Raw genomic sequence first — 23682 nt, forward strand, 5'->3', positions numbered from 1 at the left:
CTCATTCGCCGCACGCATCAAACGGATCGCAATCTCACCACGATTGGCTACCAATATCTTCTGAAACTCAACCACGATCAGACACACCCATCAAAAACGACAAAACAAACACCAACAGCCAAGGGGCTTGCCGGGGTACGCGACAAAGACCTATATATGTTTTGATTTTTCTTTAGCCGAGCGAGGTATGCGTTGGTGTCCCTGCAATCCATGCGCCGGGCGAATGTGCCCCTGCACGTCGAGGTCGCGTCACTGTTGCGAAACCGGATCCTCAGCGGCGAATTGACAGCCGGCGAACGGCTGCCATCGCTGGCGGAACTGGCCAAGGTCTTTGGCGTGACCAGCCTGACCGTGCGCCAGGCCATGAACACATTGGACGAAGAGGGGCTGATAGAGCGTGCCTCGGGGCGCGGCACATTCGTCAAGAAGGTCGAGATCAAGCCGCGCCGCGTCTTTTCGGTCCGCTCTGACCTGTCGCAGCTGATGGGGGGCGACAAGCCTCTGGAAGTCGTGCTGAGCACCGATGCCACCTTCAACGAGGATGTCGTGATCGACGGGACCCGCTTCAAGCGGCTGAAACGGCGGCATGAGGTCGGCGGAAAGCCTTTCTGCATGCTGGATGTGCATCTGAACAAAGACATCTACGAGCTTGCTCCTGAACGGTTCGACAAGGAACTGATCGTCCTTGCGCTGAAGGATCTTGGGATCGCCCTCGGCTCGGCCAGCCAGACGGTCGCGCTGTCATCCGCCGATCTGGAAATGGCCGAGGGGCTGGGGGTCGATGTGAACTCTCCGGTGTTCAAGGTGGTCCGCAAGGTCAACGATCAGAAGGATCGGCTGATCTATTTCGCGGACCTGATCTATCCCGGTGACGCGCTGGAGTTCCGGATCGACTTTACCGGGCAATGACCGCCGGCGTCACGAGACGGTCATGCCGCCATCAATGACGATCGTCTGGCCGGTGATCATTGGCGCACCGGTCAGCAGATAGACGATGGTCTGGGCGACATCCTCGGCCTGGACATGCCGCTTGATCAGCATCTTGTTCAGCGCCGCCTGCTTGCGTTCTTCGGGCCAGTTCTGCGTCCAGGGCGTTGCCACCTGCCCCGGCGCGACGGCGTTCACGCGCACATCCGGCGCAAGCCCGCGCGCCAGCGACCGCGTCACGCTGACCACGCCCGACTTGCTTGCGGCATAGGGGGTGCTGCTGCCTTGCAGCCCCATCCCCGCGGTCGAGGCGGTGTTGACGATCGCCCCGCCCGTCGCGCGCAGCGCAGGCGCCGCCGCCTTGGCACAGCGAAAGACGCCAATCAGATTGGTGTTCAGCAGCGCCATCCACAGATCCTCGTCGATCCGGTCCAGATCGCCCGCCGGGATCGGGTCTCGCGTTCCCGAAATGCCAGCATTGTTCACCAGATAATCCAGCCGCCCCAGTTCATCGACCGCGGCATTCACCATCTTTTCGGCATCGCCCGGCACCGACACATTCCCCGGCGCCGAAATCACGTCCAGCCCTAAATCGCGCAGACGCTGAACCTGCTGTGGCCCCTGGGGATCGTCCTGCAGGTGGTTGATTGCAACCCGAATCCCCTGCTGTGCCAGCAAGGTGGCCGTGGCCAGACCGATGCCCGACGCACCCCCCGTAACCAGCGCGGTTCGTCCGGCTTCCCGTTGATTTGTCATCATCTTCTCCCATTCCGGAAATCAGCGAAACTTGCCGGGCGGTCAATCGCCCCGCTTCAAAACCGGGCGAGCCTGTCCTCCGCCCGTTTGACAAACATTAAAACATATAGTAGTTTATAACAACAGCAATTTGAAGGGCGCGGGGCCCGCAGGCCCCTTTCGCCAGAAACCGCCAACAGACGCCGGTGCTTGTACGGCGAAGAAAAGGACGATCGCCTTGGCCAAGAAAACCATCATGACCTGCGCCGTGACCGGAAACGGCACCATGCCGTCGCAGAACGAGAACCTGCCCGTCACGCCCGCCGAGATCGCGCAGGCCGCCATCGACGCGGGCAAGGCCGGGGCCGCGATCGCCCATATGCATGTGCGCGATCCGGAAACCGCGAAAGGGTCGATGGATCTGAACCTTTACCGCGAAGTCGTGGACCGCATCCGCGACGCCGGCTCTGACATCGTGATCAACCTGACCACCGGCGAGGGCCAGCGCTTTGTTCCCAGTGAAGAGGACCCCAGCATTGCCGGGCCGGGCACCACGCTGTGTCACCCCAGCCTGCGATCCGCCCATGTCAAGGCGCTGCGCCCCGAGATCTGCACGCTGGATTTCAATACGATGGTCAACAAGACCTGGACCGTCATCAACACGCCCCCGACCCTGAAGGTGATGGCCGATATCGCGAATGAGGCCGGCACCAAGCCCGAGATCGAGATCTTCGATTCGGGTGACCTGAACATGGCCAAGGATTTCATCGCCAAGGGCATCCTGAAATCGCCCGCCATGTTCCAGTTCGTCATGGGGATCAATTTCGGTGCGGCGGCGAATTACCAGACGCTTGCCTATCTGATCTCGCAGCTGCCCGAGAACAGCGAATGGGCCGCCTTCGGCATCGGCAAGAACGCCTATCGCATGATGGCGCTATCCTATCTGATGGGCGGGCATGTCCGCATCGGGATGGAGGACACGGTCTATATCGACAAGGGCGAGCTGTGCAAAAGCAATGCCCAGCTGGTCGAGAAGGGCGTCGGCATCGTCGAATCCCTTGGCGGCACGATGGCGACCCCCGCCGAGGCGCGCGAGATCCTTGGGCTGAAACAGCTTTAAGACCGGCGGGCCCCGACATGGGGCCCGGCCATTGGCCATCAGCTTCGGGAAAAGAATATGGAAGCGGATTTCATCATCGTCGGCGCAGGGTCGTCGGGCTGCGTTCTGGCCAACAGGCTTAGCCAGAACCCCAATCGCAAGGTCCTGCTGATCGAGGCAGGCGGGCGCGACAGCTATCCCTGGATCCATGTGCCTGCGGGATATTTCAAGACCATGAACAACCCCGCCTATGACTGGCGTTATCGGACCGAACCGGTTCCGGGCCTGAAGCGCAAGGTCATCAACTGGCCGCGCGGCAAGGTTTTGGGCGGGTCCTCGGCGCTGAACGGCTTGCTGTATGTGCGCGGGCAGGCGCAGGACTATGACCGCTGGCGGCAGATGGGCAATATCGGATGGGGCTGGGACGATGTGCTGCCCTATTTCAAGCGCTCCGAAGGGAATGATCGCGGCGCAGATGCGCTGCATGGCGGCGATGGGCCGCTGGCGGTGTCGGACCCGCGCTATACCCACCCGATCTGCGACGCCTGGATCAAGGCGGCGCAACAGGCGGGCTATCCGGCGAACGATGACATCAACGGCATCACGCAGGAAGGGGTCGGCTATTACCAGCTGACCATCCGCAACGGGCGTCGTTGCAGCACCGCCGTCGCCTATCTGCAACCGATCCGGCGCCGCCCCAATCTGGAGATCATGACCCGCGCACAGGTCCGCAAGATCGTGCTGGAAGGCAAGCGGGCCATCGGTGTCGAGATCACGGATGCCGACGGACAGGTGCGCAGGCTGATCGCGCGGCGCGAGGTGATCCTGTCTTCGGGTGCCGTCGGCTCGCCCCAGATCCTGATGCTGTCGGGGATCGGCGATGACACCGAATTGCGCAAGGCGGGCGTGCAGCCCCGGCATCACCTGCCGGGCGTCGGCAAGAACCTGCAGGACCACCTGCAAGCCCGCACGACCTTCAAGACCCGCAACAAGACCGTCAATGACGAGGTGCGCAGCCTTGTCGCCAAGATGAAGACGGCGGCGCGCTACGGGTGGAAGCGCAACGGGCCGATGACGATGGGCGCCAGCATGGTCGCGGGCTTCCTGCGCAGTTCGCCGGACGAGGACACGCCCGACATCCAGTTCCACATCAACCCGTGGTCGGCCGACAGCCCCGCCGAGGGCGTGCATCCGTTTTCGGCATTCACCGCCACGGTCTGCGTGCTGCGTCCGACCAGCAAGGGTGAGATCACCCTTGCCGGCCCCGATCCGCTGGCGGCACCCAGGATCCAGCCGAACTATCTGGCGACCGAGGATGACTGCCGCCGCACCGTGGAAGGCGTGCGCATCTCGCGCCGGATCGCCCGACAGGCCGCGCTGGCATCCGAGATCACCGAGGAATTCCGTCCCCCGCAGGATCTCGATCTGGATGATTACGACGCGGCACTGGAATGGGTGCGCGGCAATTCGACCACCGTCTATCACCCGACCGGCACCTGCAAGATGGGCGCGGATCAGGGCGCGGTCGTGGATGAGCGACTGCGCGTCCGCGGGATCGAGGGGCTGCGCGTCGTCGACTGCTCGATCATGCCGGAAATCGTGTCGGGCAATACCAACGCCCCGGCCGTGATGATCGCGGAAAAAGCCAGCGACATGATCCTTGAAGACGCCCGCCAGACATGCGGCAGAAAGTGACCCAGATGACAGATGCGACAATGACCCAGATGCACGTGAACCTGACCCGGGTCGAGGCCCGCCTTGTCCGCACGCCGGTATCGACCCCGGTGCGGACCTCGTTCGGGATCATGCATGACCGCCCCACCCTGCTGGTCCGCGTGACGGACGCCTCGGGCGTTCAGGGATATGGCGAGGTGTGGTGCAATTTTCCCGTCTGCGGGGCAGAACACCGTGCCAAACTGGTCGAGACGGAAATCGGGCCGCGCATCGTCGGGCAGGAATTCTCCGACCCCCGGACCTGCTATGCCGCAATGGATGCCAAGCTGCATATCCTGCGCCTGCAAACCGGCGAGCCGGGCCCGATCGCGCAAGCCATTGCGGGTGTCGATATCGCGATCTGGGACATGGTCGCCAAACGCGCCGGCCTGCCGCTGCACAGGCTGCTGGGTGCCCGGACCAACCGGATCCCGGCCTATGCCAGCGGGATCAACCCGACCGGGGTGCTGGATACCGTCGCCCGCGCCCGCGCCGCAGGGCATCGGAACTTCAAGCTGAAGGTCGGCTTTGGCGATCAGACCGACCGCGACAATGTGGCGGCGCTCGCCGCCGATCTGCGCCCGGGTGAAACATTCCTGCTGGACGCAAACCAGGGCTGGTCGCCCGATCAGGCGGGCGACGCCCTGCGCTGGATCGAGGCATTTGGCCCGCGCTGGATCGAAGAGCCGATGCCCGTCGATACCGACATTCCCGCATGGGACGCGCTGAAGGCTGCAACCACGGTTCCCATCGCGGGCGGCGAGAATTTCCTGACCCGCGCCGAATACGATCGGGTCACGGACGGCAAATGGCTGGATTTCGTGCAGCCCGACATCGCAAAATGGGGCGGCTTTTCCGAATGCCTTCCGGTCGCGCGCAACCTTGTGGAGGCGGGACTGACCTATTGCCCGCATTCCCTTGGCGGGGGGATCGCACTGGCGGCCTCGGCGCATCTGCTGGCGGCGGCGGGTGGACCGGGCCTGCTGGAATGCGATGTGAACGAGAATGACTTCCGCGACGAGGTATTCGCCCTCGACCTGACCGAAGGCTGGGTCACACTGTCGGACAAGCCCGGCCTTGGCGTCAATGTCGCGGCGCTGGAACGCGCCTTCGCATAAGCCGGGCACATCACGAACAGAAAAGGGGCCGGATATCCGGCCCCTTTTCTTTCCTGGCTGACCTGCCCCCGACGGCCGGAGGAAACGTTCCGTCAGGGGCAGACCGACGACAAGACCGTCAGGCCTTGATCGCGCCGTCGACAACGAACTCGTGTCCGCTGCAATAGCTGGCATCCTCGGAGGCCAGAAACAGGACCAGCCGCGCGACCTCGATCACGTCGGCGGTGCGGCCCATCGGAACCCTGGCCACCAACTGTTCGCGCGGTACGCCATGACCGTCCAGCATCGGCGTGTCGATAAAGCCGGGATGGACGGAATTGACGCGGATGTTGTGCGGGCCCAATTCGACGGCGGCGGATTTGCTCATGCCGCGCACGGCCCATTTCGTCGCGCAATAGGCATGCGCCTTGGCCGAGGTCAGGCCCGCGATCGACGAGATGTTGATGATGCTGCCCGCCTTGCGTTCCTTCATGGTCGGGGCCACCGCGCGCATGCCCAGAAAGACGCTTGTCTGGTTGATCGCGACCGACTGGTTCCAGACGGCCAGATCGGTTTCCTCCAGCGTCAGCACGCGGAAGATCCCGGCATTGTTCACCAGGATGTCGATGCGCCCGTGCAGTTCAAGGGTGGTTTCGACCACGCGCGCCCAATCCTGTTCAAGACTGACGTCATGGGGCAGGAAGGTGCAGCCCTCGCCCAGCCGCGCGGCGGTCGCCTGCCCGGCCTCGGCGTTGATATCGGTGATGACGACCTTGGCGCCCGCCGCGATGAACAGCTCGGCCTCGACCGCCCCCTGCCCGTTTGCGCCGCCGGTGATGATGGCGACCTTGTTGTCCAACCTGTTCATGAAGGTTCCTTTCTTGCGAAGTTGACGCCCGGCGGGCCGGACCGTGACCTGGCCACCTGCAGGACGCTGAATTGACGGGTTCGCGGCTTTGACCTATGCCATCCTGCCAAAGTCCAAGGACAAGGCGGGACCGATGGCGCGAAAATACGACTGGCGAACCGGCAGCAATGTCGAGGCAACCCTCAGCGTGATCGGCGGACGTTGGAAACCGGTGATCCTGTGCAACCTTCTGGTGGGGCGCCTGCGCTTTGGCGAACTGTGCCGCAACATGCCCAATGCCACGCAGCGCATGATCACCCTGCAACTACGCGAGCTGGAGGCAGACGGCGTGATCCAGCGTCACGTCTATGCCGAGGTTCCGCCCCGCGTGGAATACGAGCTGACAGATTTCGGCCGATCACTGGCCCCGGTCCTCTCGGTGATGCGCGAATGGGGCATCGCCTTCAAGAAGCGCAGGCTCAGCGAAACCGAAGACGCCGCCTCGACCTTGTGACGTCGTCACCGGCCCGGACATCCGGGCCGGCACGTCCGCCGCTCAGTTGCCGACAAAGCTGCCGCGTTCGGCGGCGATTTCGTCCTCGGCGCGTGTCACGGCGGCCTGCACAAGATCGTAATATTCGCTGCCGTATTTATCGACGAACCAGTCGATCACCGGCTGCTGACCGGGCAGGAACGTGGCCTTTTCTTCCTCGGTCGGGATATGCACCTCGCCGCCGGATTCGACGAATTTCTCGTACTTCTCAAGATACAGCGCCCCCGGCAGACCGTTGCAGGTCTTGCCAAGTTCGTGGAACCCATCGGCGACGACCACCTGCAGATCCTCGGGCAGCGATTTCAGCCAGGGATCCGACATCCACCAGAAGATCAGATTATGCGTGTGGTGATCGGCAACGGCGTATTTGACGTAATCGTTTAGCGACGTATCCACCACATCCGACAGCGCGTTCTTGGTGCCGTTCACCACGCCGGTCGCCAGCGAGGTGTACAATTCGGGCCACGGCACCGGCGTGGGGTTCATGCCAAGCGCGCTGGCGAATTCCATCGCAACCGGGGATTCCACTGTCCGCATCTTGACCCCTTCCAGATCGGCGGCGGTCTTGACCGGCACATTGGCGAAGAAATCACGCCAGCCAACGCCCCCGGTCATGCCCATCAGCCGGACCGAGCCCGTGGCCTCCAGCACATCGGCGCGCAGACGCTCGGTCAGTTCGCGGTCGGCCATGACCTTGTCCATCACCTGATCGTCGGCAAACAGATAGGGGATGTCGAAGGCCTGGATCGGGCCAAAGAAATTGGCGATCCCGCCGCCCGAGGTCAGCGTCATTTCCAGCGTGCCCAGCTGCACCGCCTCGACATTCTCGCGGAAGGTGCCCAGCTGGCCCGCCGGATAGTGCTGCACCTCGATCCGGCCGCCGGAATACCGCTCGACATAGGATTTCATCACCTCGGCGCAGGTCGACAGTGGCTGTGTCGTGGCCGAGACATGGGCGATCTTCATCGTGTAGTCGGCCGCCCCCGCCGAGGATGCGATGGCGATCGCACTGCAGAAACCGGCGGCCAGAGGGCCAAGCTTGGTTGTGACGGACATGGTGGATCCTCCCTTTATGATCCGTGGTTGCGGCTCACATGAAGCCGAAAAGACGTGGAATGGTCAGCGTCAGGGCGGGGATCATCGAGATCAGGACGATCACGAAGAAATGCACCGCCAGATAGGGCCAAAGTTCCTTCGAGATCACCTCGAGCCCGGTCCGCGTCAGCCCCGAGGCGACGAACAGGATCATCCCCATCGGCGGGGTCACAAGCCCCACGGTCACGTTCACGCACATGATGATCGCGAAATGGACCGGATCGACACCGACCTGCGCCAGGGCGGGGGCAAAGATCGGCCCCAGGATCAGGATCGCGGGCACGGCATCCAGGAACATCCCGATGACCAACAGCAGCACGTTGATCAGCAGCAGCAGCAGGAACGGGTTTTCGGTGATGGTGAACAGGAAGCGGCCCAACGCTTGCGGCACGCCCGACACGGTGGCCGCCCAGCCAAAGATCGTGGCCGAACCGACGATCAGCAGGATCGAGGACGACACCAGCCCCGTGCGATAGAAGATGCCGACCAGATCGCGCGGGGTGACGGTGCGCGTGATCAGCATCGACAGGACAAGCGCGTACAACACGGCGGCGCCCGCAGCCTCGGTCGGGGTGACGATGCCCGACACGATCCCGCCCATGATGATGACCGGCGTCATCAGCGGCAGGGCGGCGGGCTTGAACGCGGCCCAGACCTCGCCCGTCGTCGCGCGGCGATGCGCCTTGGGATAGTTGCGCTTCTTGCCGATGATCGCGGTCACGACCATCAGGCCGACCCCGATCAGGACGCCCGGCACGATCCCCGCCAGGAACAGCGCGGCGACCGACACGTTCATCACATAGGCATAGATGACCATGATGATCGATGGCGGAATGATCGGCCCGATGACCGAACTGGCCGCCGTCACCGCCGCCGAGAAGGCGCGCGAATAGCCGTCCTTTTCCATTGCGGGAATGAAGATCGACCCCAGCGCCGAGGTATCCGCCACGGCCGAACCGGACAGCCCCGCGAACATGATCGAGGCCACGATATTGGCCTGCGCCAGACCCGCGCGGACATGGCCGATCAGGACGTTGGCAAAATTGACCAGGCTTTTGGTGATGCCCGACACGTTCATCACCTCGCCCGCCAGGATGAACAGCGGGATGGCCAGGATCGGGAACTGTGCGATCCCTCCGAACATCCGCTGCGGCAGCATCTTCAGGAACGCGGCCTGGTCGGCCAGCAGGAACCCGGCCAGAGGACCCGCCGCCAACGCGAACACGATCGGGATCCCCGAAACCATCAGAACAAGAAAGACCCAGAAAAACGTCAACGGCATCTCATATCTCCTCCCGAATATCCCGATGCGGGCTTTTCGGATTTGTTTGCGTTGCTGCGATCGCCGTCAGGACAGGGAATTGTCGATCATGCTGCCCGGCTCCAGATCGACCTCATCGGGGCGGAAGATCCCCAGCAATGCGCTGAGTGAAAATTCCAGCGAAATCAGCGCCATGATCGCGCTTCCGAAGGGGATGGCGAAATAGATCCAGAAGAAGGAAAGCTCGAACGAGGATGGCTGCTGCTTGCGGGCGACCCAGGCGATGCTGTAGCCCTGCCAGACAAAGACACACATCAGGCCAAGGACGACCAGATAGATGATCAGGTAGTTCAGGTTGCGGATGCGCGGCGGCAGAAGGTTGGGAATGATGTCCAGCGCAATCTGCCCGCGGTTCTTCAGAACGATGGGCGCGGCGGCGAAGACCAGCCAGAACATCATGTACTTGCCCGCCTCTTCGTACCAGGGCAACGAGCTGTTGAGGACATAGCGCCAGAAGACGCCCGCAAAGACGTTCAGCGTGATCGCGGCCATCAGCAGGATGGTCAGCCATCGCAGGCCGGCGCAGATCGTTAGGTTTGTCCAGTTCAGGACAGCTATGAGACGTTTCATCGCCTGCCTCCTCCCGGCAGTCACGCGGCCCCGGCCCACGCCGACAACCGGCGGGGTGTCTTGACCCGACCGCGTGGGGGTTGATCAGAGCGGGCGACGCGCGAGCGAGAAGCTCTGCCCCGTCGGGCCGCCAATCGGCCGTGTGGCCATGTAAAGTGCCAGATCGCCGACCTCGTCGGGATGTTTCAGGCGTTCCCATTCCGGAAATCCGGGCGGCAACCCTTCCGAGAAGCGTTCCAGGACCTCCTCGGGGGCGGTGCGCCGCTCGCCCGGCTTGTCCTTGTTCAGCATGCTGGTCGCAACGGGACCGGGGATCAGGTTGTTGACGTCGATCCTGCGCGGCCAAAGTTCATTGGCCAACGCATCGGTCAGCATGTTCATCGCGGCCTTGGACACGTGATAGGAGCTGTTGGTATTGCCTGCGCGCATCCCCATGCCCGAGGACACATTGATGATCTTGGCGCCTTCCGACAGGCCTGGCAGCAGGAAACGCGTGACCATGTAGGGGCCACGGACATTGATCTCCAGCGTCTTCCACCAATTGGTCGGATCCGAGGTTTCGATGCGCCCCGTTTCCATTTCGGCCCCGGCATTGTTCACCAGGATATCGACCTTGCCGAAATCCTTCAGGACGGTGCTACAGAATTGCTGCGTGGCGTCCTGATCCGACAGATCGACCGCCGCGATGGTGCAGCGCCCGCCAAGCGTTTCGGCCTCGGCCTTCACGGCCTCCAGCTCGGCCAGGGTGCGCGAACAGATTGCCAGATCCGCGCCCGCCTTGGCATAGGCCAGCGCGATCGACCGTCCCAGCCCTCGACCCGCCCCGGTGACGACCGCCGTCTTTCCGGCAAGTTGCTTTGCTTCCGACATTCTGTTCCTCCGTACCGATCACATGCAACCTGACCCTGGCGGGGCAGCACGCGATTGCGTTCCTGTGCGCGAGACCTTCCGGCGTCACCTTCGTAAACTCAAGTACCCACAATTTTGTAAGTATTGGACGAACTGACGGCCGACTCGCCTCCTCTCCACCAAAGTAAAACATATATAGGTTTATATCAATAGAAAGTTGACGCGGTTGGCGGTGCCCGCCGCGATGATGCGCGGCGGGCAGAGGCGTCAAAGCGTGGGCTTCAATGCGATGGATTTCGGCACGACATAGTGGTCCAGGCTTTCCGGCCCGCCCTCTACGCCGTAACCGCTTTCCTTGACCCCGCCGAAGGGTGTTTCCGGGATCGCCACACCGACCGTATTGATCCCGACCATGCCCGCCTGCAACGCATCGGCAATCCGTGTCGCGCGATCCAGAGAGTTGGTCACGGCATAGGATGCCAGTCCCAGTTCCAGCGCATTCGCGCGCGCCGCCACCTCGTCGATCGAGCTGAACCGCGTCATCGGCGCCATCGGGCCGAACGGCTCTTCGGTCATCACCATGCAGTCATCGGGGGCATCCTTGATCACCGTGGGCGCATAGAAATACCCCTGATTGCCGATGCGCTGACCGCCGGTCGTGATCGTCGCGCCACGGGCGCGGGCATCCTCGACGAAGCTGTCCATCGCGCTCAGCCTGCGGGCATTGGCCAGCGGTCCCATCATCGTGTCGGATGCCATGCCGTTGCCCAGCCTGATCGCCGCCGCGCGTTCGGTGAAGGCCGCGACGAAATCCGAATAGATCGCATCCTGCACGAAGAACCGCGTGGGCGAGATGCAGATCTGGCCCGCATTGCGGAACTTGCCCGGCACCAGCAGATCGACCGCCTTGCCGATATCCACATCGTCGAAGACCACGACCGGGGCATGGCCGCCCAGCTCCATCGTCAGGCGCTGCATCCGTTCGGCCGCCAGAACGGCCAGTTGCTTGCCGACCGGGACCGATCCGGTCAGCGACACCTTGCGCACCACATCCGAAGCCATCAGATGCGCGGTCACCCGCGCGGACGGCCCGAACACGACATTGACCACCCCGGCGGGCAGCCCGGCATCGACCAGGGCCTGCACCAGAAGAATGGCCGAGGCCGGCGTCTCGTTCGAGGCTTTCAGGATCACCGAGCAACCCGCGCCCAGGGCTGCCCCGATCTTTTTCGCGACCGTGTTGATCGGAAAGTTCCAGGGCGTGATGGCAAGACAGACGCCGACCGGCTCTTTGATGACGTGATGGCGCACCCCGGCGGCGCGGCCCTCGACGATGCGACCATGCAGGCGCTTGCCCTCTTCGGCGCTGAATTCAAGGATATCGACGACGGTGCCGACCTCCATCCGGGCCTCGGCCAGCGGCTTGCCGTTTTCCTGCGTGACAGCCGCCGCGATACGTTCTGTCCGCTCGCGGATCAGGCCGGCCGCCCCGACAAGGATCGCGGCCCGGGCATAGGGCGACATGGCGCGCCACGCCAGAAACCCGCGCTGCGCCGAGGCCAGCGCGGCGTCCAGATCGGCGGGTGCCGCGGCGGGCAGATGGGCCAGCACCTCTTCGGTGGCCGGGTTGATCACCTCTTGGGTCGCACCGGTCGCGCCGTCGCACCACACGCCGTCGATCAACATCTTCAGGACGGGATAATCGCTCATGGGGTCTTGTCCTTTCATCTTTTCAAAACGGCGGACCGAAAGGCCGCCCTATTCACGAAAGCTCATGCCACGGGTGCCAAGCGCGTCGACGACAGGGGGGTTGCTGTCGCCGCCGATATCGGGTGGCGCGGGTTTTCCGGCACATTCCACGAAGGCGCGAATGCGGCAGGTCGCGCAGATGTCGGGATCAACGCGGTCCATGACGGTGCCGATCGCCTCGGCCTTGTTGGGGTGGATATTCGCCTTGTCGACGACCGCGAACAGGTTCATGCGCCGCAACGCCAGCAGCGTTTCCTTGTAGGCGATGACGATGTGCAGATCGCCCCCGGCCTTGCGCGACCGAAGGTATTCCGACACCAGCAGATCGACCCCCGCCAGGTCGATCTTGCCCATGCCCTTCAGCGCAAGGATCTTGAGCCGCCGACCGGGATAGTGCGCCTCGAACCGGCGGAAGGCGGCCTCGACATGCTCGACGGAGCCGAAGAACAGCGCGCCTTCCAGCCGCAGGACGCTGATCTGCGGGCACTGGTCCAGTTCGTGATATTCAACGCCGCGCAGTAGCCTGCGCCCGTGATAGACGATGGGCGAGATCGCGGCGACATGAGGTCGCGCACTGCGATGCAGAAAGACCGCAAGCGAGGTCACGACCCCGACGAAGATCGCGTTTTCCAGCTGCGTGGCCACCCCCGACAGGAAGGTCAGCGCGAAGATCAGCGTTTCACTGCGGCTGCTGGTCAGGATGTGACGGATCTCGGCAAAGCTGAACAGGCGCCACGCGACATAGATGATGATCCCGGCCATCGCTGGCTTCGGGATGTGATCGACAAAGGGCGCCAGAAGAAACAGCAGCACCAGCAGGAACGGCGCGGCAAGGATCGCCGCCATCGGCGTCTGGGCGCCGCTTTCCACATTCAACGCAGACCGCGTGAACGACCCCGACCCCGCATGTCCTTGAACAAAGCCCGCACAGAGGTTGGAAAGCCCCTGCCCGATGATTTCCTGATTTGAATCGTACCGCTCTTGCCTACGCATCGCAAAGGACCGACCGATGCTGATCGCCTCTAGCAAGCCCACGAAGGCGACCGACACCGCCCCCGGAAGTACCTGGAATATCTGCGCGATCGAGACGTCGGGCACCGCAAATGCCGGGACGATCGCGGGCAGTTTCTGAAACATCTCGACGCCGGAACCGGCCGCGTCCGTCACCTCGCCCAGCAGCGACCCCACGATCAGCGCGATCAGATAGGACGGCAGCCGCGGGCTGAGCCAGCGCAGCACGACCAGTGTGACCAGCGTGACCAGCGCGATCACAAGGGCCAGCGGGTTCAGGTGCCCCCAATGGGCAATCACGCGGGCGATACGCTCGATCACGCCGCCGCCGCCCTCGATCGTGACGCCGATGGCATCGCCAAGCTGCGACGCCGCGATCAACAGGGCCGCCGCCGCCGTAAAGCCGACCATCACCGAATGCGAGATAAAGGAAATCAGGCCGCCCAGCCGGCAGACCCCTGCCAGCAGCTGGAACAGGCCCGCCAGAATGGTCATGATCAACGCAAGCTGAATGTAGATCGGCGTGCCCGCAGGTGCCAGCTGCGACAGGGATGCAAACAGCACCGCCGAAATCGCGGTGGCCGGCCCCGACACCATCACCATCGACGCGCCCCACATCGCCGCGATCACCGGGGTCAGCATCGCGGTGTAAAGCCCGTATTCGGGGGGCAGCCCCGCGATGACCGCAAAGGCCACCCCCTGCGGCAGCGCGATCGCGGCCCCCGTCAACGCGGCAAGCGTATCGGCACGCAGACTGACCGGAGTGACGGCGGCAAACCATGCCCGCGGCAGCAACAGGTATTTCAAGATCCCGCCGTTGGTCATCGCGGCGCATCCCCGCGCCGGGCCATATCATCGGCGCTGCACCGATCGTCCTGCAATTGCTTCCCCCAAACGGCCCAAAATTCAAATGGCATCGCGTTTTCAGATGCTTGCCAGTTCCGCCCCCGACATCATTTCCCGTGGACCTCACGGGCGAGTCTGCATAACATCATATCATATATATGTTTAACTGTTTAAGCGCAAGCCAGCCGATATCGGCTTGCGACTGACAGCTTGACTGAAACGTGACCAAGGGCTGCGTGCTGTCGGCGCGTGCAGCTGCCGGATCTTCATCTCGCAGAAAATCGCCATTCTGCGAAGCGTCAGGGATCTCAGCGTCCAAATGTGGAAAGGGCGCCCCGGAACCTTTTTGTCGACCACGGCCCTTGGGTCGCCCTAGTGCGACATTACGTTCAGTTGCTTGGGCATGACGCGCCGGTTAAGTGCGCGAAATCATTGTCGATACGCCTTCGCATCGACGGAAGACCAAATCCTGCAGGAATATTCATGACATCTTTCGCCAAACCGATGCTCTTTTCACTGGGGCTGCTCGCCCTTGTCGCATGCCAGCAGGCCGACAATGAGCCGATCGACGGTATCGTCGGCCTTCACGAAGTCGAGGTGGAAATCCTGTCGGTGAACCCGGAAATGGACGGCAACACGGTAGTGATCCGTGACGAGACCGGGAAAACCTACACTGCGGTTCTTTCCATCCCCAACCTGGGACCGGACAGCAGCTTTGATTTCGATCACCTGAAGCCGGGGAACCGGATGATCGTTTCAGGCGAAACCTGGTCCCTGTCAGGCGAACCCAGACTTACGGTCAGAAACGCTGAAGCCATCTGACGTCGTTCTGGAGGCATCAAGATGAAGAACGCACTGATAATTGCCTGTATCCTTTTCGTCGCCGCTTGCCGCGCAGATTCAGGCGATGGCTTGGTCAACGATGGGGCACCAGTATCCGAGGCAAGTTGCACCGCCGCAGGCGGAACAATGCTGCACGCCAAGATCGGTCAGATCTGTTCGATGCCGACCTCGGATGCAGGACAAGCCTGCTCAAGCAACAGCCAGTGCGAAGGCCTATGCATGGCAGATGGCCAATGCTCGCCCTTGGAAAGCAACTTTGGATGCCACGAAGTTCTGGAAAACGGCAAGCGGGCAACAATCTGCATCGACTAAGGGCTGCAAGCAAGCATGCCGCCAACAGTCTCGCTGCGCAGTCTCCTGCGCAGCGCCGTGGCGCGCAAGACCTGCGGAATTGACAGCGACGTCAAGCTGTTGATCCGCAAGTGCCTCACCAACCGCATATGAACCGCGTTCGCTCTTCCGCAGAAGATCGGCGTCCCGTTCCGGCATTTGTGCATTATCGGACGTCGACCGGATCCTTTTGCCGAGTGTCGGAAGCCCGACACCAGGATCAGACGCAACCTGACGCCATGTGGGGCCATTGGCAAGCGCGACGCCAACCACATCCCGCTTGAATTGGTCACTGTGTGTCGTTGCCATTTCCTGTCTCCGTGGAGGAGAGCATCTCTCTTAGAAAACCGGAACGGAAACGGGGCAGCCGCGACAGTTGTCCACTCAAGGCGACATCGGGCTTGTCATCGTCCCGACGTGTCGCGCGCCTAGCGCCCCCTGCTGGCGACCGCCGCAATGATCTGGCTGGCCGTCGCTGCGGTATCCTGCCATCCGGGTAGGGTCTGGCCAGCGCTTTCGGCTGCGTGGGTCAGGCGTTCGCGTAGCGGCTGGTCGGACAGGATGCGATCCAGTGCCGCCGCGAATGCCGCCGGGTCGTCGGTCGGTGTCAGCAACCTTGTGCCCGGGGGCAGTGTTTCGGGGACAGCGCCGGTGTCGCAGCTGACGACCGGCAGACCGTTCAGCAATGCCTCGTCGAAAACGATGCCATAGCCCTCGTATCTGGTGGCAAGGGCAAAGACCGACGCGCGGGCATAAAGATCCTGCAACCGGTGTTCACCGACCCGACCGGCCAGTTGGATCCGCGCCGCGACCGGGCTTGCCTGCACCATATCCTGCAGGGCCGACGCGTGGGCCCTGTCCCATGGATTGCCGACGATGACCGCCTGCCAGTCCAGATGCGCGATCTGCCCCAGCGCCGCGATCAGCACGTCATGTCCCTTGCGCGGATGCAGGATGCCGACCGACAGGATCAGGGGCGGACTGACGGGCGCACGCGGAAGACGCGTCTTGTCGATGCCCGGCCGGGCCACGGTGATCTTCGAAGGTGGCACGTCATACCGGTCGATCAGGATCCGCCGCGTATGCGGGCTGGGCACCAGAACATGACGCGACAGGCGCAGATTTTCCCTCTCGGTCTGCAGCAGTTGCGCCCGGCGCTTGTCACTCAGGCCGCTTTCTTCTGCCAAGGGGTGGTGCACCATCGCGATGACCGGCGCACGGACAGCAGCCAGCCCGCCGGGGTCGATGGATCCGGAAACCAGCCCGTCAAGGATCAGGGGCCGATCCGGGTCGATGGCCTGCAACATGCAGATCGCATGTGCCATGTCGTCCGGCCCGGCATCCGGAAAGCTGGCGGGCAGTTCCAGATGCTGCATGTCGTGACCCAGATCGCGCAGCCCGGACAGCAGTCGTTTTTCGTAAAGATAGCCGCCGGTCAGGGTGTCGATATCCCCCGGAATTGCAAAGGCAGAAGGGATCATGGGCGAACCTGTTCGGGTGCATAGACAAAGAGGATGCGCCGTTCGATGGCGGCGACACCGGCATAGCACAGGGCCGAGATCGTGGTGACCACGGCGACCGCAGCCCACAGCATGTTGTAATCCGATACCGAGGCCGACAGCGCCATCAGGCTGCCCAGCCCACGACCGGTGGTCAGCCATTCAACGACGGTCACCGCAAGGATCGCGGCGGGAACGCTCATCCTGGCGGCGGCGAAAAACGCGGGCAGCATGGCTGGAATACGGATATGCGCCATCTGACGCAGCCGTCCCGCGGCATAGATATGGAACACGTCAAGGATCTGCCCCGGCGCCTGGCGCATCCCGTGCAGGCAGGCGACCAGCGTCGGAAAGAACACCATCGCCGCAACCAGCGAAATCGTCCCAAGCGCACCGCGTCCCAGAAACAGCACGATCAGCGGCGCCGTGGTGACGATCGGCACCGATCGCAAGGCAACGGCAATCGGCATGACCAGCGTCGACAGGTTCGGCACAAGCACCAGCGCGATGGCCAATCCCGCGCCAAGCATCAGTCCGGCGACATAACCGGGGAGAAGGAAAACCGCCGTTTCGGTCAGCGCCGTCCACAATGTATCGCGGGTCGCGGCGGCCTGCGGTGCGGTCGTCAGCGCGGCCAGAACGTCCTGCGGAGATTTGGCGAAGAACGGGTTCATTCCCGGCAGCGCCATACCCGCCCACCACAGGACAAGTACCGCCGCGATCAGCAAGGCAGGCTGAAAAAGCCGGCTCAGGCCGGAGACGGGCTTGCCGCGCGGCGGCGACAGGATCACGGGCGGGCGGTCATGCAGGACCATGCGCGCAACTGCGCCGATCGCGCCATAGACCACCATCGACACCGCCGCCGCCACCACCGCAATCGCCCACAGCGCAGGCACGTCCAGCGCCCGCATGAAACGGATCGTCAGCACGCCCATGCCCTGCTCGGCCCCCGTGAATTCGCCCACCATCGCGCCAAGAAAGGCGGCGGGCGCGGCGATCTGCAGCCCCGCGAACAGATAGGGCAAGGCGGCACGGGCGCGCACATGGATCAGTTCCGACCAGCGGCCCCGCCCATAGCTGTGGACCAGATCCAGCCAGACGGCGGGCGTCGCGCGCAGTCCGGTCAGCAGCGGGATCAGCGTCGTGTAATAGACGGCCAGCGCGGCAAGAACGATCTGCGGCCCATCGCCCGGCCCCATCAGAACGCGCAGGATCGGGCCGGTCGCAATCAGCGGCAGGCAGAACACCACCAGTGCCAGACCTGAAATCAGGTTCAGAAGGCGCGGCCAGATCATCGCCACCCCCGCCAATGCGATGGCGACCAGATTTCCCGCCAGAAACCCCAGCGTGGCATTGGTCAGGGTCTTGCCCAGGGCACGCCCAAGCAGTCCGGGATTCGCGGCAATCCAGCCCGCGACCTCGGCAGGACCTGCAACCAGATGACCGCCCCTCAGGACCGCGGCCAATGCGCCCCAGCCCATGATCAGAAGCACCCCGCCCAGAAGCGGCGGGCCGACGGATGCCACCCGCATCATTGTGCCGCCATCGGGGCATTGTCGGCATCGCCTTGGGCCAACGCCTTTGACGTTCGGGTCAGCAGCGCCCTGAAATCGGCACCATGAGCATCGCGCGGATGGGGCAACGGCACCGCGATATCCGCGACGATCCGGGCCGGGCGCGGGCTGAGAACAAGGATACGATCCGCCAGCGTCACGGCCTCGTGGATGGAATGCGTGACCAGCAGGGTCGTGGTACCGCGAGACTGCCAAAGCGGCGGAAGGTCGCGGGCCAGTTGCCGACGGGTCAGTTCATCCACAGCGCCGAAGGGCTCATCCAGCAGCAGGATTCGCGGCTGCGTTGCTAGCGCCCGCGCAATCGCAGCGCGCTGACGCATGCCGCCCGACAATGCGGCGGGTCGCGTTTTCTCGGACCCGGACAGGCCGACCAGCCCGATCAGTTCATCCACCAAGGTCGGGTCGGGCGACTGTCGCGCCAGTTTCCGCGCCAGCGCGACATTCGCGCGAACGGTCAGCCAAGGCAAAAGCGACGGATCCTGAAACGCAACCGAAATCGCGCCACGCGCAGCTTGTCGGACGGGTGGCAGATCGTCGATCAGCACCTTTCCCTCGCTTGGGTCTTCAAGCCCGGCAATCAGGCGCAACAGTGTCGATTTCCCGCAGCCGGAAGGCCCGACCAATGCCGTGGTGGCGCCCGGCTGGAATGTCACGTCAAGCGGCGTGACCGCACGCAGAGCGCCGGGAAAGGACTTGCCCAGACCAGTACACTCAATTCGGGCGCAGCCCTGACTCTCAGCCATGGACTTCTTCAAGGATCGAGCGATCCCAAAGATCGGGCGTGACCTCGCGCCCCAGCAGCGCCAGCGTCTTGATATTGGCCTGAACGCTGTCATCGCTGAACCAGCCGAAACCCCGCTGTGCCGTCAGGTCGGAAAACATCAGCGGCACCTGACGTTCCGCCTGCAGTTTCTGGGTCGCCAGATCCAGACCGGCATCCGGGAACATCTGCACCGTCAGCTCGGCCGCGGCGTCGGTATCCGTCTGATAGGCCTGCCACCCTCGCAGCTCGCCCGACATCAGCGCGACCAGTTCGGCGCGGCGATCGCGCAGGCTGTCTTCGGTCGCGATATAGGTCTGGGAATGGACGGCATAGCCATGATCGGCCATCAGCATGGTCCGCGCCTCGATGCCGTTGATCGCCATTGCGACCGGCAGGTCCGTTTCCCAGCACAGCAGGCAATCGACCTCACCCGAGACCAGAGGTTGCGCGGAATATTGCGTCGGCACGATCTCGATCGCGTCGAAATCGACGTCATTCAGGATACAAAGCGCCTGCAGGACCGGTGTATTGGCCAAGGCCATGCCGATCTTCCGCCCGACAAGTTCAGCGGGGCTGGTGACAGGGTTGCCCGACAGCGATGCAATCGCGAACGGGTTCTTCTGCATCGCGACACCGATGATCTTGAACTTTGCCCCCTGTGCGACCGCCGCGGCGGTGTAATCGGCGGCGGAAATCCCGACAAGCGCCGAACCGGAAACGACCGGGGGTTCGACCGGGGCGTTGGGCCCGCCCTGCAACAGCGACACGTCCAGACCGGCATCCTGCCACCAGCCGTTCTTCTGCGCCAGATAGCTGCCCGCGAATTGCACGGAATGCAGCCATGACAGTTGCAGGCTGACCGGCGTCGCGGCATGGGCGGCCTGACGCGCAAAGGGCAGCATGGCGGCACCGGCCGCCGCCGTCAGCATCCCGCGCCGGGTGAGGATTGGGCAAGACATCACGAGATCTCCGTTTTTGGTTTGTCCGACGCAGGGCTTGCTGGGCAAACACGCCGATGCGCCCTTGCGTTCCCGCCGCGTCGCAAGATCGGCACGACAAGGCCCGGCAGGCTGCTGGCAAGGAACAGGATACCAAAGGCCAGGCTGGCGGCCAGACCCGCACCTGCGCCAAGTCCTGCCAGCGGAAAGATTGCCGCTGCCGCCCCCTCTCGGACGCCCCAGCCTGCAATCGAGATCGGGATCATCATGGCAAACAGGATCGGGGGTATCAAAATCAGCGCGGTCAAGGGCGGCAGGGTCGTGCCGGTGGCGCGGGCGGCGAATGCAAAGGCGGCGATATTGGCCAGAACGGTGCCAAGGCTCAGCAGGATCTGACGCGACAGCATGCCGCGCGCCATCAGCCCCAGCGATAACGCCTGCCGAAGTGTCGCCGCCGCCCGGCCCGAAGCACGCGCGACGATCAGCGCCGCGATGGCGGCGGCTGACAGCAAGGCGGTCAGGATCGCAGGTAGATGCGGAGGCAAGGGCTGATCCACCGGCAAAACCCACACCGCGACCACAGCCGTCAGCAGCACGACCACCAGCATCGCATTTCCCATGAACCGTTCCAGAATGACGGCCAGCGCGGCGGGCGTCCTGCCGTTGCGGACCGCGCTGCGCAGGGCGCGCCCGACATCGCCGGTCATGCCACCCGGCAGGATCTGGTTCACCAACTGACCGAGATAATATTCCCCAAGCGCGTGGGATACGCTCATCCCGATCCCCAATTGCCGCGCTGTCAGCCGCCAGCGCCATGCCGACAGCCATGTCTGCACGTTCAGCGCAACGAAAGCCGCCAAGGCCCAGCCGGGCGACATGTCGCCCAGACGCGTCAGGGCATCGGTGCCTCGCAGCGCAAGCCACACCAGCGCCAGCATCGACAGGGCAATCACGGCACGCAGGACATTCATGACGGCGCCGCGCCGCTGGTAAAGCCGGTCAGGATCAGATCGCGCATCCTGTCCATGGGCATGGCCTCGCTTTCATCGGGCGGTATCAGCCCCAAGGTGAAGCCCCAACCGGCGGTTCGCGCAACCAGATCTTCCGGTCCGATGACATGCAGGGCAACGTCGCGGCCATCATCCATCGCGATACCGGGTGCGGCCTGATGGTCCCCCAGCAGAAAGATCAGCGGGCCGTCCGGCCCCTGACGTTCGGCATACTCCAAAGCAGTGCGAAGCGCGTAATCGACGGAATCGCGATAGTGTCGTCGCACCCGATCCCGGTCACGCCACACATCGCGCGGGCTGTCCCCCGATATCGCCATATCGTTGAATTCTGACCCATCGCCGATGGCGTCCCAGTCCAGCAGATGCGGCACCGGCGTCCATGGCGCATGCGACGAGACAAGCGCGATCTGCGCGAACAGATGCGCTCGATCCGGGTCTTGTCGCAACAGACGGTCGGTGGCGGTCAGCGTGAACTGATCAGGCATCGTGACCCAGTTGAAGGGCTTGCCGCGATAGCCCAGATCCCTGGCGGGCAGGATATGGTCAAATCCCATCCGCTGCGCCTCGGGCCAGGGCATGGTGATGGCGGGCATGACGGCAGCGGTCTCAAAACCCGCCTTTCGCGCCAGATGAAAGATCGACTGACGCCCGCTGGCCAGCACCGCGCGATAGCGGGTCTGGTCGCTGACCCACAGCCCGTTCGCGAAACTGGCATGCGACAGCCAGCTTTGGCCGCCCTGCGTGGGCGCCGAAAGGAAACCGGAACGAACCGACAGCCCTGCCCCTGCAAGTCGTGCCTGCGCGCGTTGCAGCGTATCCAGATGGCGTTCGGCAAGAAATTCCACATCGAAGCTGGCCCGGCCATAGCTTTCGACAAAGATCACCAGCACATCGCGATCGATCTGATCCAGAAGGCCTGCCTGCCCTGCATAGGGATCTTCTGCCGCCGCCCGGCGCAGGTTTCGCAGATCCGCGACCGTCTGGCGGGCAAGCTGGACCCTGGACAGTGCATAACGCCCGTTCTCTGCCGCGCCCTGCCCGGCCAGCGGCAGGATCAGCACGACCGCACAGACGGCCAGCATCGTAAGCCGTCTGTGCGGTTGCCATTTTTGGGTGGCCCAGACCCCGGTCGCCCACCAGATGAGCCACAGCAGACAGCACCCCGCAACTGTCGCCACCAGCGCGGCCCCGACCGCTGCCAATTGTCCAAAGCTGCCCGCAATTAGGTTCATCGAGGCCGGGATCAGCGGCATGTCGGCCACCGTGTTGAAACTGCGCCCCAGCGCCTGATGCATCGCCAGATCGGCCATTTTCTGGACCGACAGCAGCCACAGCGCCACCGTCAGAACGACCCGCCCTACCCCGCCGAACAGGCCCAGCAGCGCCAACAGCAAGGGCAGCTCGATCACAGGAATACCGATCCCGCGCGTCGGCGGCAGGGCAAGCACGCCGCATAAAACGGCGGCAGCCAGCGCCGGACGGAACGGGGCACGTGTCATGCATGCCTCATGAGCCAGCGGATATCGACGGCAAAGGACCACAGCAGCGCCGCGCCCGCCAGCCGCGCCAACAGGATCGCCAGATCCGTCGGCAGGGCCGTCAATTGCAGAAGAACCAGCGTCGCAAGCTGCACCACGCAGATCAGCTTGCGCCGGAACCGTTGTGGCAAGGCCGCGGTCAGGACCGGCCAAAGGGCAGCTGCGGCCACGAACAGATAACGCGGCAACCCAAGCAGCAGGATCTCGGCCCCGACTGCCGTGCCCGAAAGGACATGCAGCGACAGGATCAGCGCCAATGCGGCATCGACCTCCATGTCGAACCGCGCGCCGAATGCGGACGCAAGCCCGCTGCGCCGTGCCATCCACCCATCCACGCCATCTAGCGCAAGGGCAACACCGCCGATGATCGCGACGGTCAATCCCGCCGCGTTACCTGCCAGCAGGGGCGGCAAAAGCGCCGCAAGCAGGGCGGCGCGCATCAACGTCACCGCGTTGCAGCCACCAATCCGCGAAAACGGATAGAAGCGGCGCATCATCATCAGAACAACGCCCGAGCCCGCCAGATACAGGGCCTGCGCGATCCACCAATCCGCTGCATCCCCCGCTGCCCCAGCCAAGCGACACAGCTGCATTACGGCAAGCCCGGCCATCGCGCAGGCAACCACCTGTAACGACAGCGGAAACATTCGGGCGGCGGGCCGTGCGGGACCGGACATGAGGGGGCGGGTTGCACACATCGGCCAAGCCTATGCAAAGCCCGTGCGGCGTCAAGCAGAGCCTGCGTCGCGCTAGGCAGAACGGTTCCCGCAGGTTA

23 protein-coding genes are annotated in these 23682 nt (G+C 63.7%); 7 read left to right on the forward strand and 16 right to left on the reverse strand.

Annotated elements, in window-relative coordinates:
* Nucleotides 1-75, reverse strand: a 75-nt coding sequence (locus tag BMX67_RS20090; protein ID WP_425438993.1) for a biotin carboxylase N-terminal domain-containing protein, incomplete at its 3' end; no start/stop codon positions are given.
* A 120-nt stretch (nt 76-195) separates the two neighbouring features.
* On the opposite strand from BMX67_RS20090, the gene BMX67_RS18300 reads away from it, so the two are divergent.
* Nucleotides 196-909, forward strand: coding sequence for a GntR family transcriptional regulator (locus BMX67_RS18300; protein WP_139206575.1), 714 nt, complete (start codon nt 196-198; stop codon nt 907-909).
* A gap of 9 nt (nt 910-918) precedes the next feature.
* Here BMX67_RS18300 and BMX67_RS18305 read toward each other — a convergent pair whose 3' ends face one another.
* Nucleotides 919-1683 carry an SDR family NAD(P)-dependent oxidoreductase gene (locus BMX67_RS18305; RefSeq protein WP_090738083.1) on the reverse strand — a complete coding sequence of 255 codons (765 nt, stop codon included), beginning with the start codon at nt 1681-1683 and terminating at the stop codon, nt 919-921.
* 217 nt (nt 1684-1900) lie between these two features.
* Between BMX67_RS18305 and BMX67_RS18310 the strand changes: the two genes are divergently transcribed.
* The 3 genes from BMX67_RS18310 to BMX67_RS18320 are packed head-to-tail and all read left to right on the forward strand — an operon-like array spanning nt 1901 to nt 5592.
* A complete protein-coding gene (locus BMX67_RS18310) occupies nt 1901-2782 on the forward strand; it encodes a beta-keto acid cleavage family enzyme (protein ID WP_217645913.1) in 882 nt (293 codons plus the stop codon).
* A 57-nt stretch (nt 2783-2839) separates the two neighbouring features.
* Nucleotides 2840-4456, forward strand: a complete 1617-nt coding sequence (locus BMX67_RS18315) for a GMC family oxidoreductase (RefSeq protein ID WP_090738029.1) — start codon at nt 2840-2842, stop codon at nt 4454-4456.
* A gap of 20 nt (nt 4457-4476) precedes the next feature.
* Nucleotides 4477-5592 (forward strand): mandelate racemase/muconate lactonizing enzyme family protein, encoded by a 1116-nt coding sequence (locus tag BMX67_RS18320; protein WP_090738087.1) that lies wholly within the window; start codon nt 4477-4479, stop codon nt 5590-5592.
* 118 nt (nt 5593-5710) lie between these two features.
* On the opposite strand, the gene BMX67_RS18325 is transcribed toward BMX67_RS18320, so the two are convergent.
* Nucleotides 5711-6439, reverse strand: coding sequence for an SDR family NAD(P)-dependent oxidoreductase (locus BMX67_RS18325; RefSeq protein WP_090738031.1), 729 nt, complete (start codon nt 6437-6439; stop codon nt 5711-5713).
* Nucleotides 6440-6527: 88 nt separating this feature from the next.
* Here BMX67_RS18325 and BMX67_RS18330 point away from each other — a divergent pair, with 88 nt between their 5' ends.
* Nucleotides 6528-6932 carry a winged helix-turn-helix transcriptional regulator gene (locus BMX67_RS18330; RefSeq protein WP_245739523.1) on the forward strand — a complete coding sequence of 135 codons (405 nt, stop codon included), beginning with the start codon at nt 6528-6530 and terminating at the stop codon, nt 6930-6932.
* 42 nt (nt 6933-6974) lie between these two features.
* On the opposite strand, the gene dctP is transcribed toward BMX67_RS18330, so the two are convergent.
* The 6 genes from dctP to BMX67_RS18360 all read right to left on the reverse strand — a co-directional run bounded on the left by dctP (nt 6975) and on the right by BMX67_RS18360 (nt 14391).
* Entirely contained in the window at nt 6975-8027 is a 1053-nt protein-coding gene (gene dctP, locus BMX67_RS18335; RefSeq protein ID WP_090738033.1) for a TRAP transporter substrate-binding protein DctP, read from the reverse strand.
* A 34-nt stretch (nt 8028-8061) separates the two neighbouring features.
* On the reverse strand, nt 8062-9348 hold the full coding sequence (locus tag BMX67_RS18340) for a TRAP transporter large permease (protein WP_090738035.1): 1287 nt from the start codon (nt 9346-9348) through the stop codon (nt 8062-8064).
* Between the two features lie 66 nt (nt 9349-9414).
* Nucleotides 9415-9957, reverse strand: a complete 543-nt coding sequence (locus BMX67_RS18345; protein WP_090738037.1) for a TRAP transporter small permease — start codon at nt 9955-9957, stop codon at nt 9415-9417.
* A gap of 84 nt (nt 9958-10041) precedes the next feature.
* A complete protein-coding gene (locus BMX67_RS18350) occupies nt 10042-10827 on the reverse strand; it encodes an SDR family NAD(P)-dependent oxidoreductase (protein WP_090738039.1) in 786 nt (261 codons plus the stop codon).
* A gap of 246 nt (nt 10828-11073) precedes the next feature.
* Complete coding sequence (locus BMX67_RS18355) at nt 11074-12516, reverse strand: NAD-dependent succinate-semialdehyde dehydrogenase (RefSeq protein WP_090738041.1); 1443 nt, start codon at nt 12514-12516, stop codon at nt 11074-11076.
* A gap of 48 nt (nt 12517-12564) precedes the next feature.
* Nucleotides 12565-14391 carry a SulP family inorganic anion transporter gene (locus BMX67_RS18360; RefSeq protein ID WP_090738043.1) on the reverse strand — a complete coding sequence of 609 codons (1827 nt, stop codon included), beginning with the start codon at nt 14389-14391 and terminating at the stop codon, nt 12565-12567.
* A gap of 504 nt (nt 14392-14895) precedes the next feature.
* On the opposite strand from BMX67_RS18360, the gene BMX67_RS18365 reads away from it, so the two are divergent.
* Nucleotides 14896-15234 (forward strand): hypothetical protein, encoded by a 339-nt coding sequence (locus BMX67_RS18365; RefSeq protein ID WP_090738045.1) that lies wholly within the window; start codon nt 14896-14898, stop codon nt 15232-15234.
* Between the two features lie 21 nt (nt 15235-15255).
* Nucleotides 15256-15567, forward strand: coding sequence for a hypothetical protein (locus BMX67_RS19425; protein ID WP_139206576.1), 312 nt, complete (start codon nt 15256-15258; stop codon nt 15565-15567).
* 446 nt (nt 15568-16013) lie between these two features.
* Here BMX67_RS19425 and BMX67_RS18380 read toward each other — a convergent pair whose 3' ends face one another.
* Genes BMX67_RS18380 through BMX67_RS18410 form a run of 7 tightly spaced genes read right to left on the reverse strand, consistent with a single transcriptional unit; the run spans nt 16014 to nt 23485 of the window.
* On the reverse strand, nt 16014-17066 hold the full coding sequence (locus BMX67_RS18380; protein WP_175479980.1) for a glycosyltransferase family 4 protein: 1053 nt from the start codon (nt 17064-17066) through the stop codon (nt 16014-16016).
* Complete coding sequence (locus BMX67_RS18385; protein ID WP_342707930.1) at nt 17063-18616, reverse strand: ABC transporter permease; 1554 nt, start codon at nt 18614-18616, stop codon at nt 17063-17065. Before BMX67_RS18385 ends, BMX67_RS18380 begins: the two co-directional genes overlap by 4 nt.
* Entirely contained in the window at nt 18616-19494 is an 879-nt protein-coding gene (locus BMX67_RS18390) for an ABC transporter ATP-binding protein (RefSeq protein WP_425438991.1), read from the reverse strand. The genes BMX67_RS18385 and BMX67_RS18390 overlap by 1 nt, the downstream gene beginning before the upstream one ends.
* On the reverse strand, nt 19394-20380 hold the full coding sequence (locus BMX67_RS18395; RefSeq protein WP_090738055.1) for an ABC transporter substrate-binding protein: 987 nt from the start codon (nt 20378-20380) through the stop codon (nt 19394-19396). The genes BMX67_RS18390 and BMX67_RS18395 overlap by 101 nt, the downstream gene beginning before the upstream one ends.
* Nucleotides 20380-21330: a lysylphosphatidylglycerol synthase transmembrane domain-containing protein gene (locus tag BMX67_RS18400; RefSeq protein WP_090738057.1), complete on the reverse strand. Its 951-nt coding sequence runs from the start codon at nt 21328-21330 to the stop codon at nt 20380-20382. Before BMX67_RS18400 ends, BMX67_RS18395 begins: the two co-directional genes overlap by 1 nt.
* On the reverse strand, nt 21327-22868 hold the full coding sequence (locus BMX67_RS18405; protein WP_090738059.1) for a sulfatase-like hydrolase/transferase: 1542 nt from the start codon (nt 22866-22868) through the stop codon (nt 21327-21329). The genes BMX67_RS18400 and BMX67_RS18405 overlap by 4 nt, the downstream gene beginning before the upstream one ends.
* Nucleotides 22865-23485, reverse strand: coding sequence for a CDP-alcohol phosphatidyltransferase family protein (locus tag BMX67_RS18410; RefSeq protein WP_245739524.1), 621 nt, complete (start codon nt 23483-23485; stop codon nt 22865-22867). The genes BMX67_RS18405 and BMX67_RS18410 overlap by 4 nt, the downstream gene beginning before the upstream one ends.
* Nucleotides 23486-23682 lie beyond the last annotated feature (197 nt).

This window comes from Paracoccus homiensis, assembly GCF_900111675.1.
GTDB classification, from domain to species: Bacteria; Pseudomonadota; Alphaproteobacteria; order Rhodobacterales; family Rhodobacteraceae; genus Paracoccus; species Paracoccus homiensis.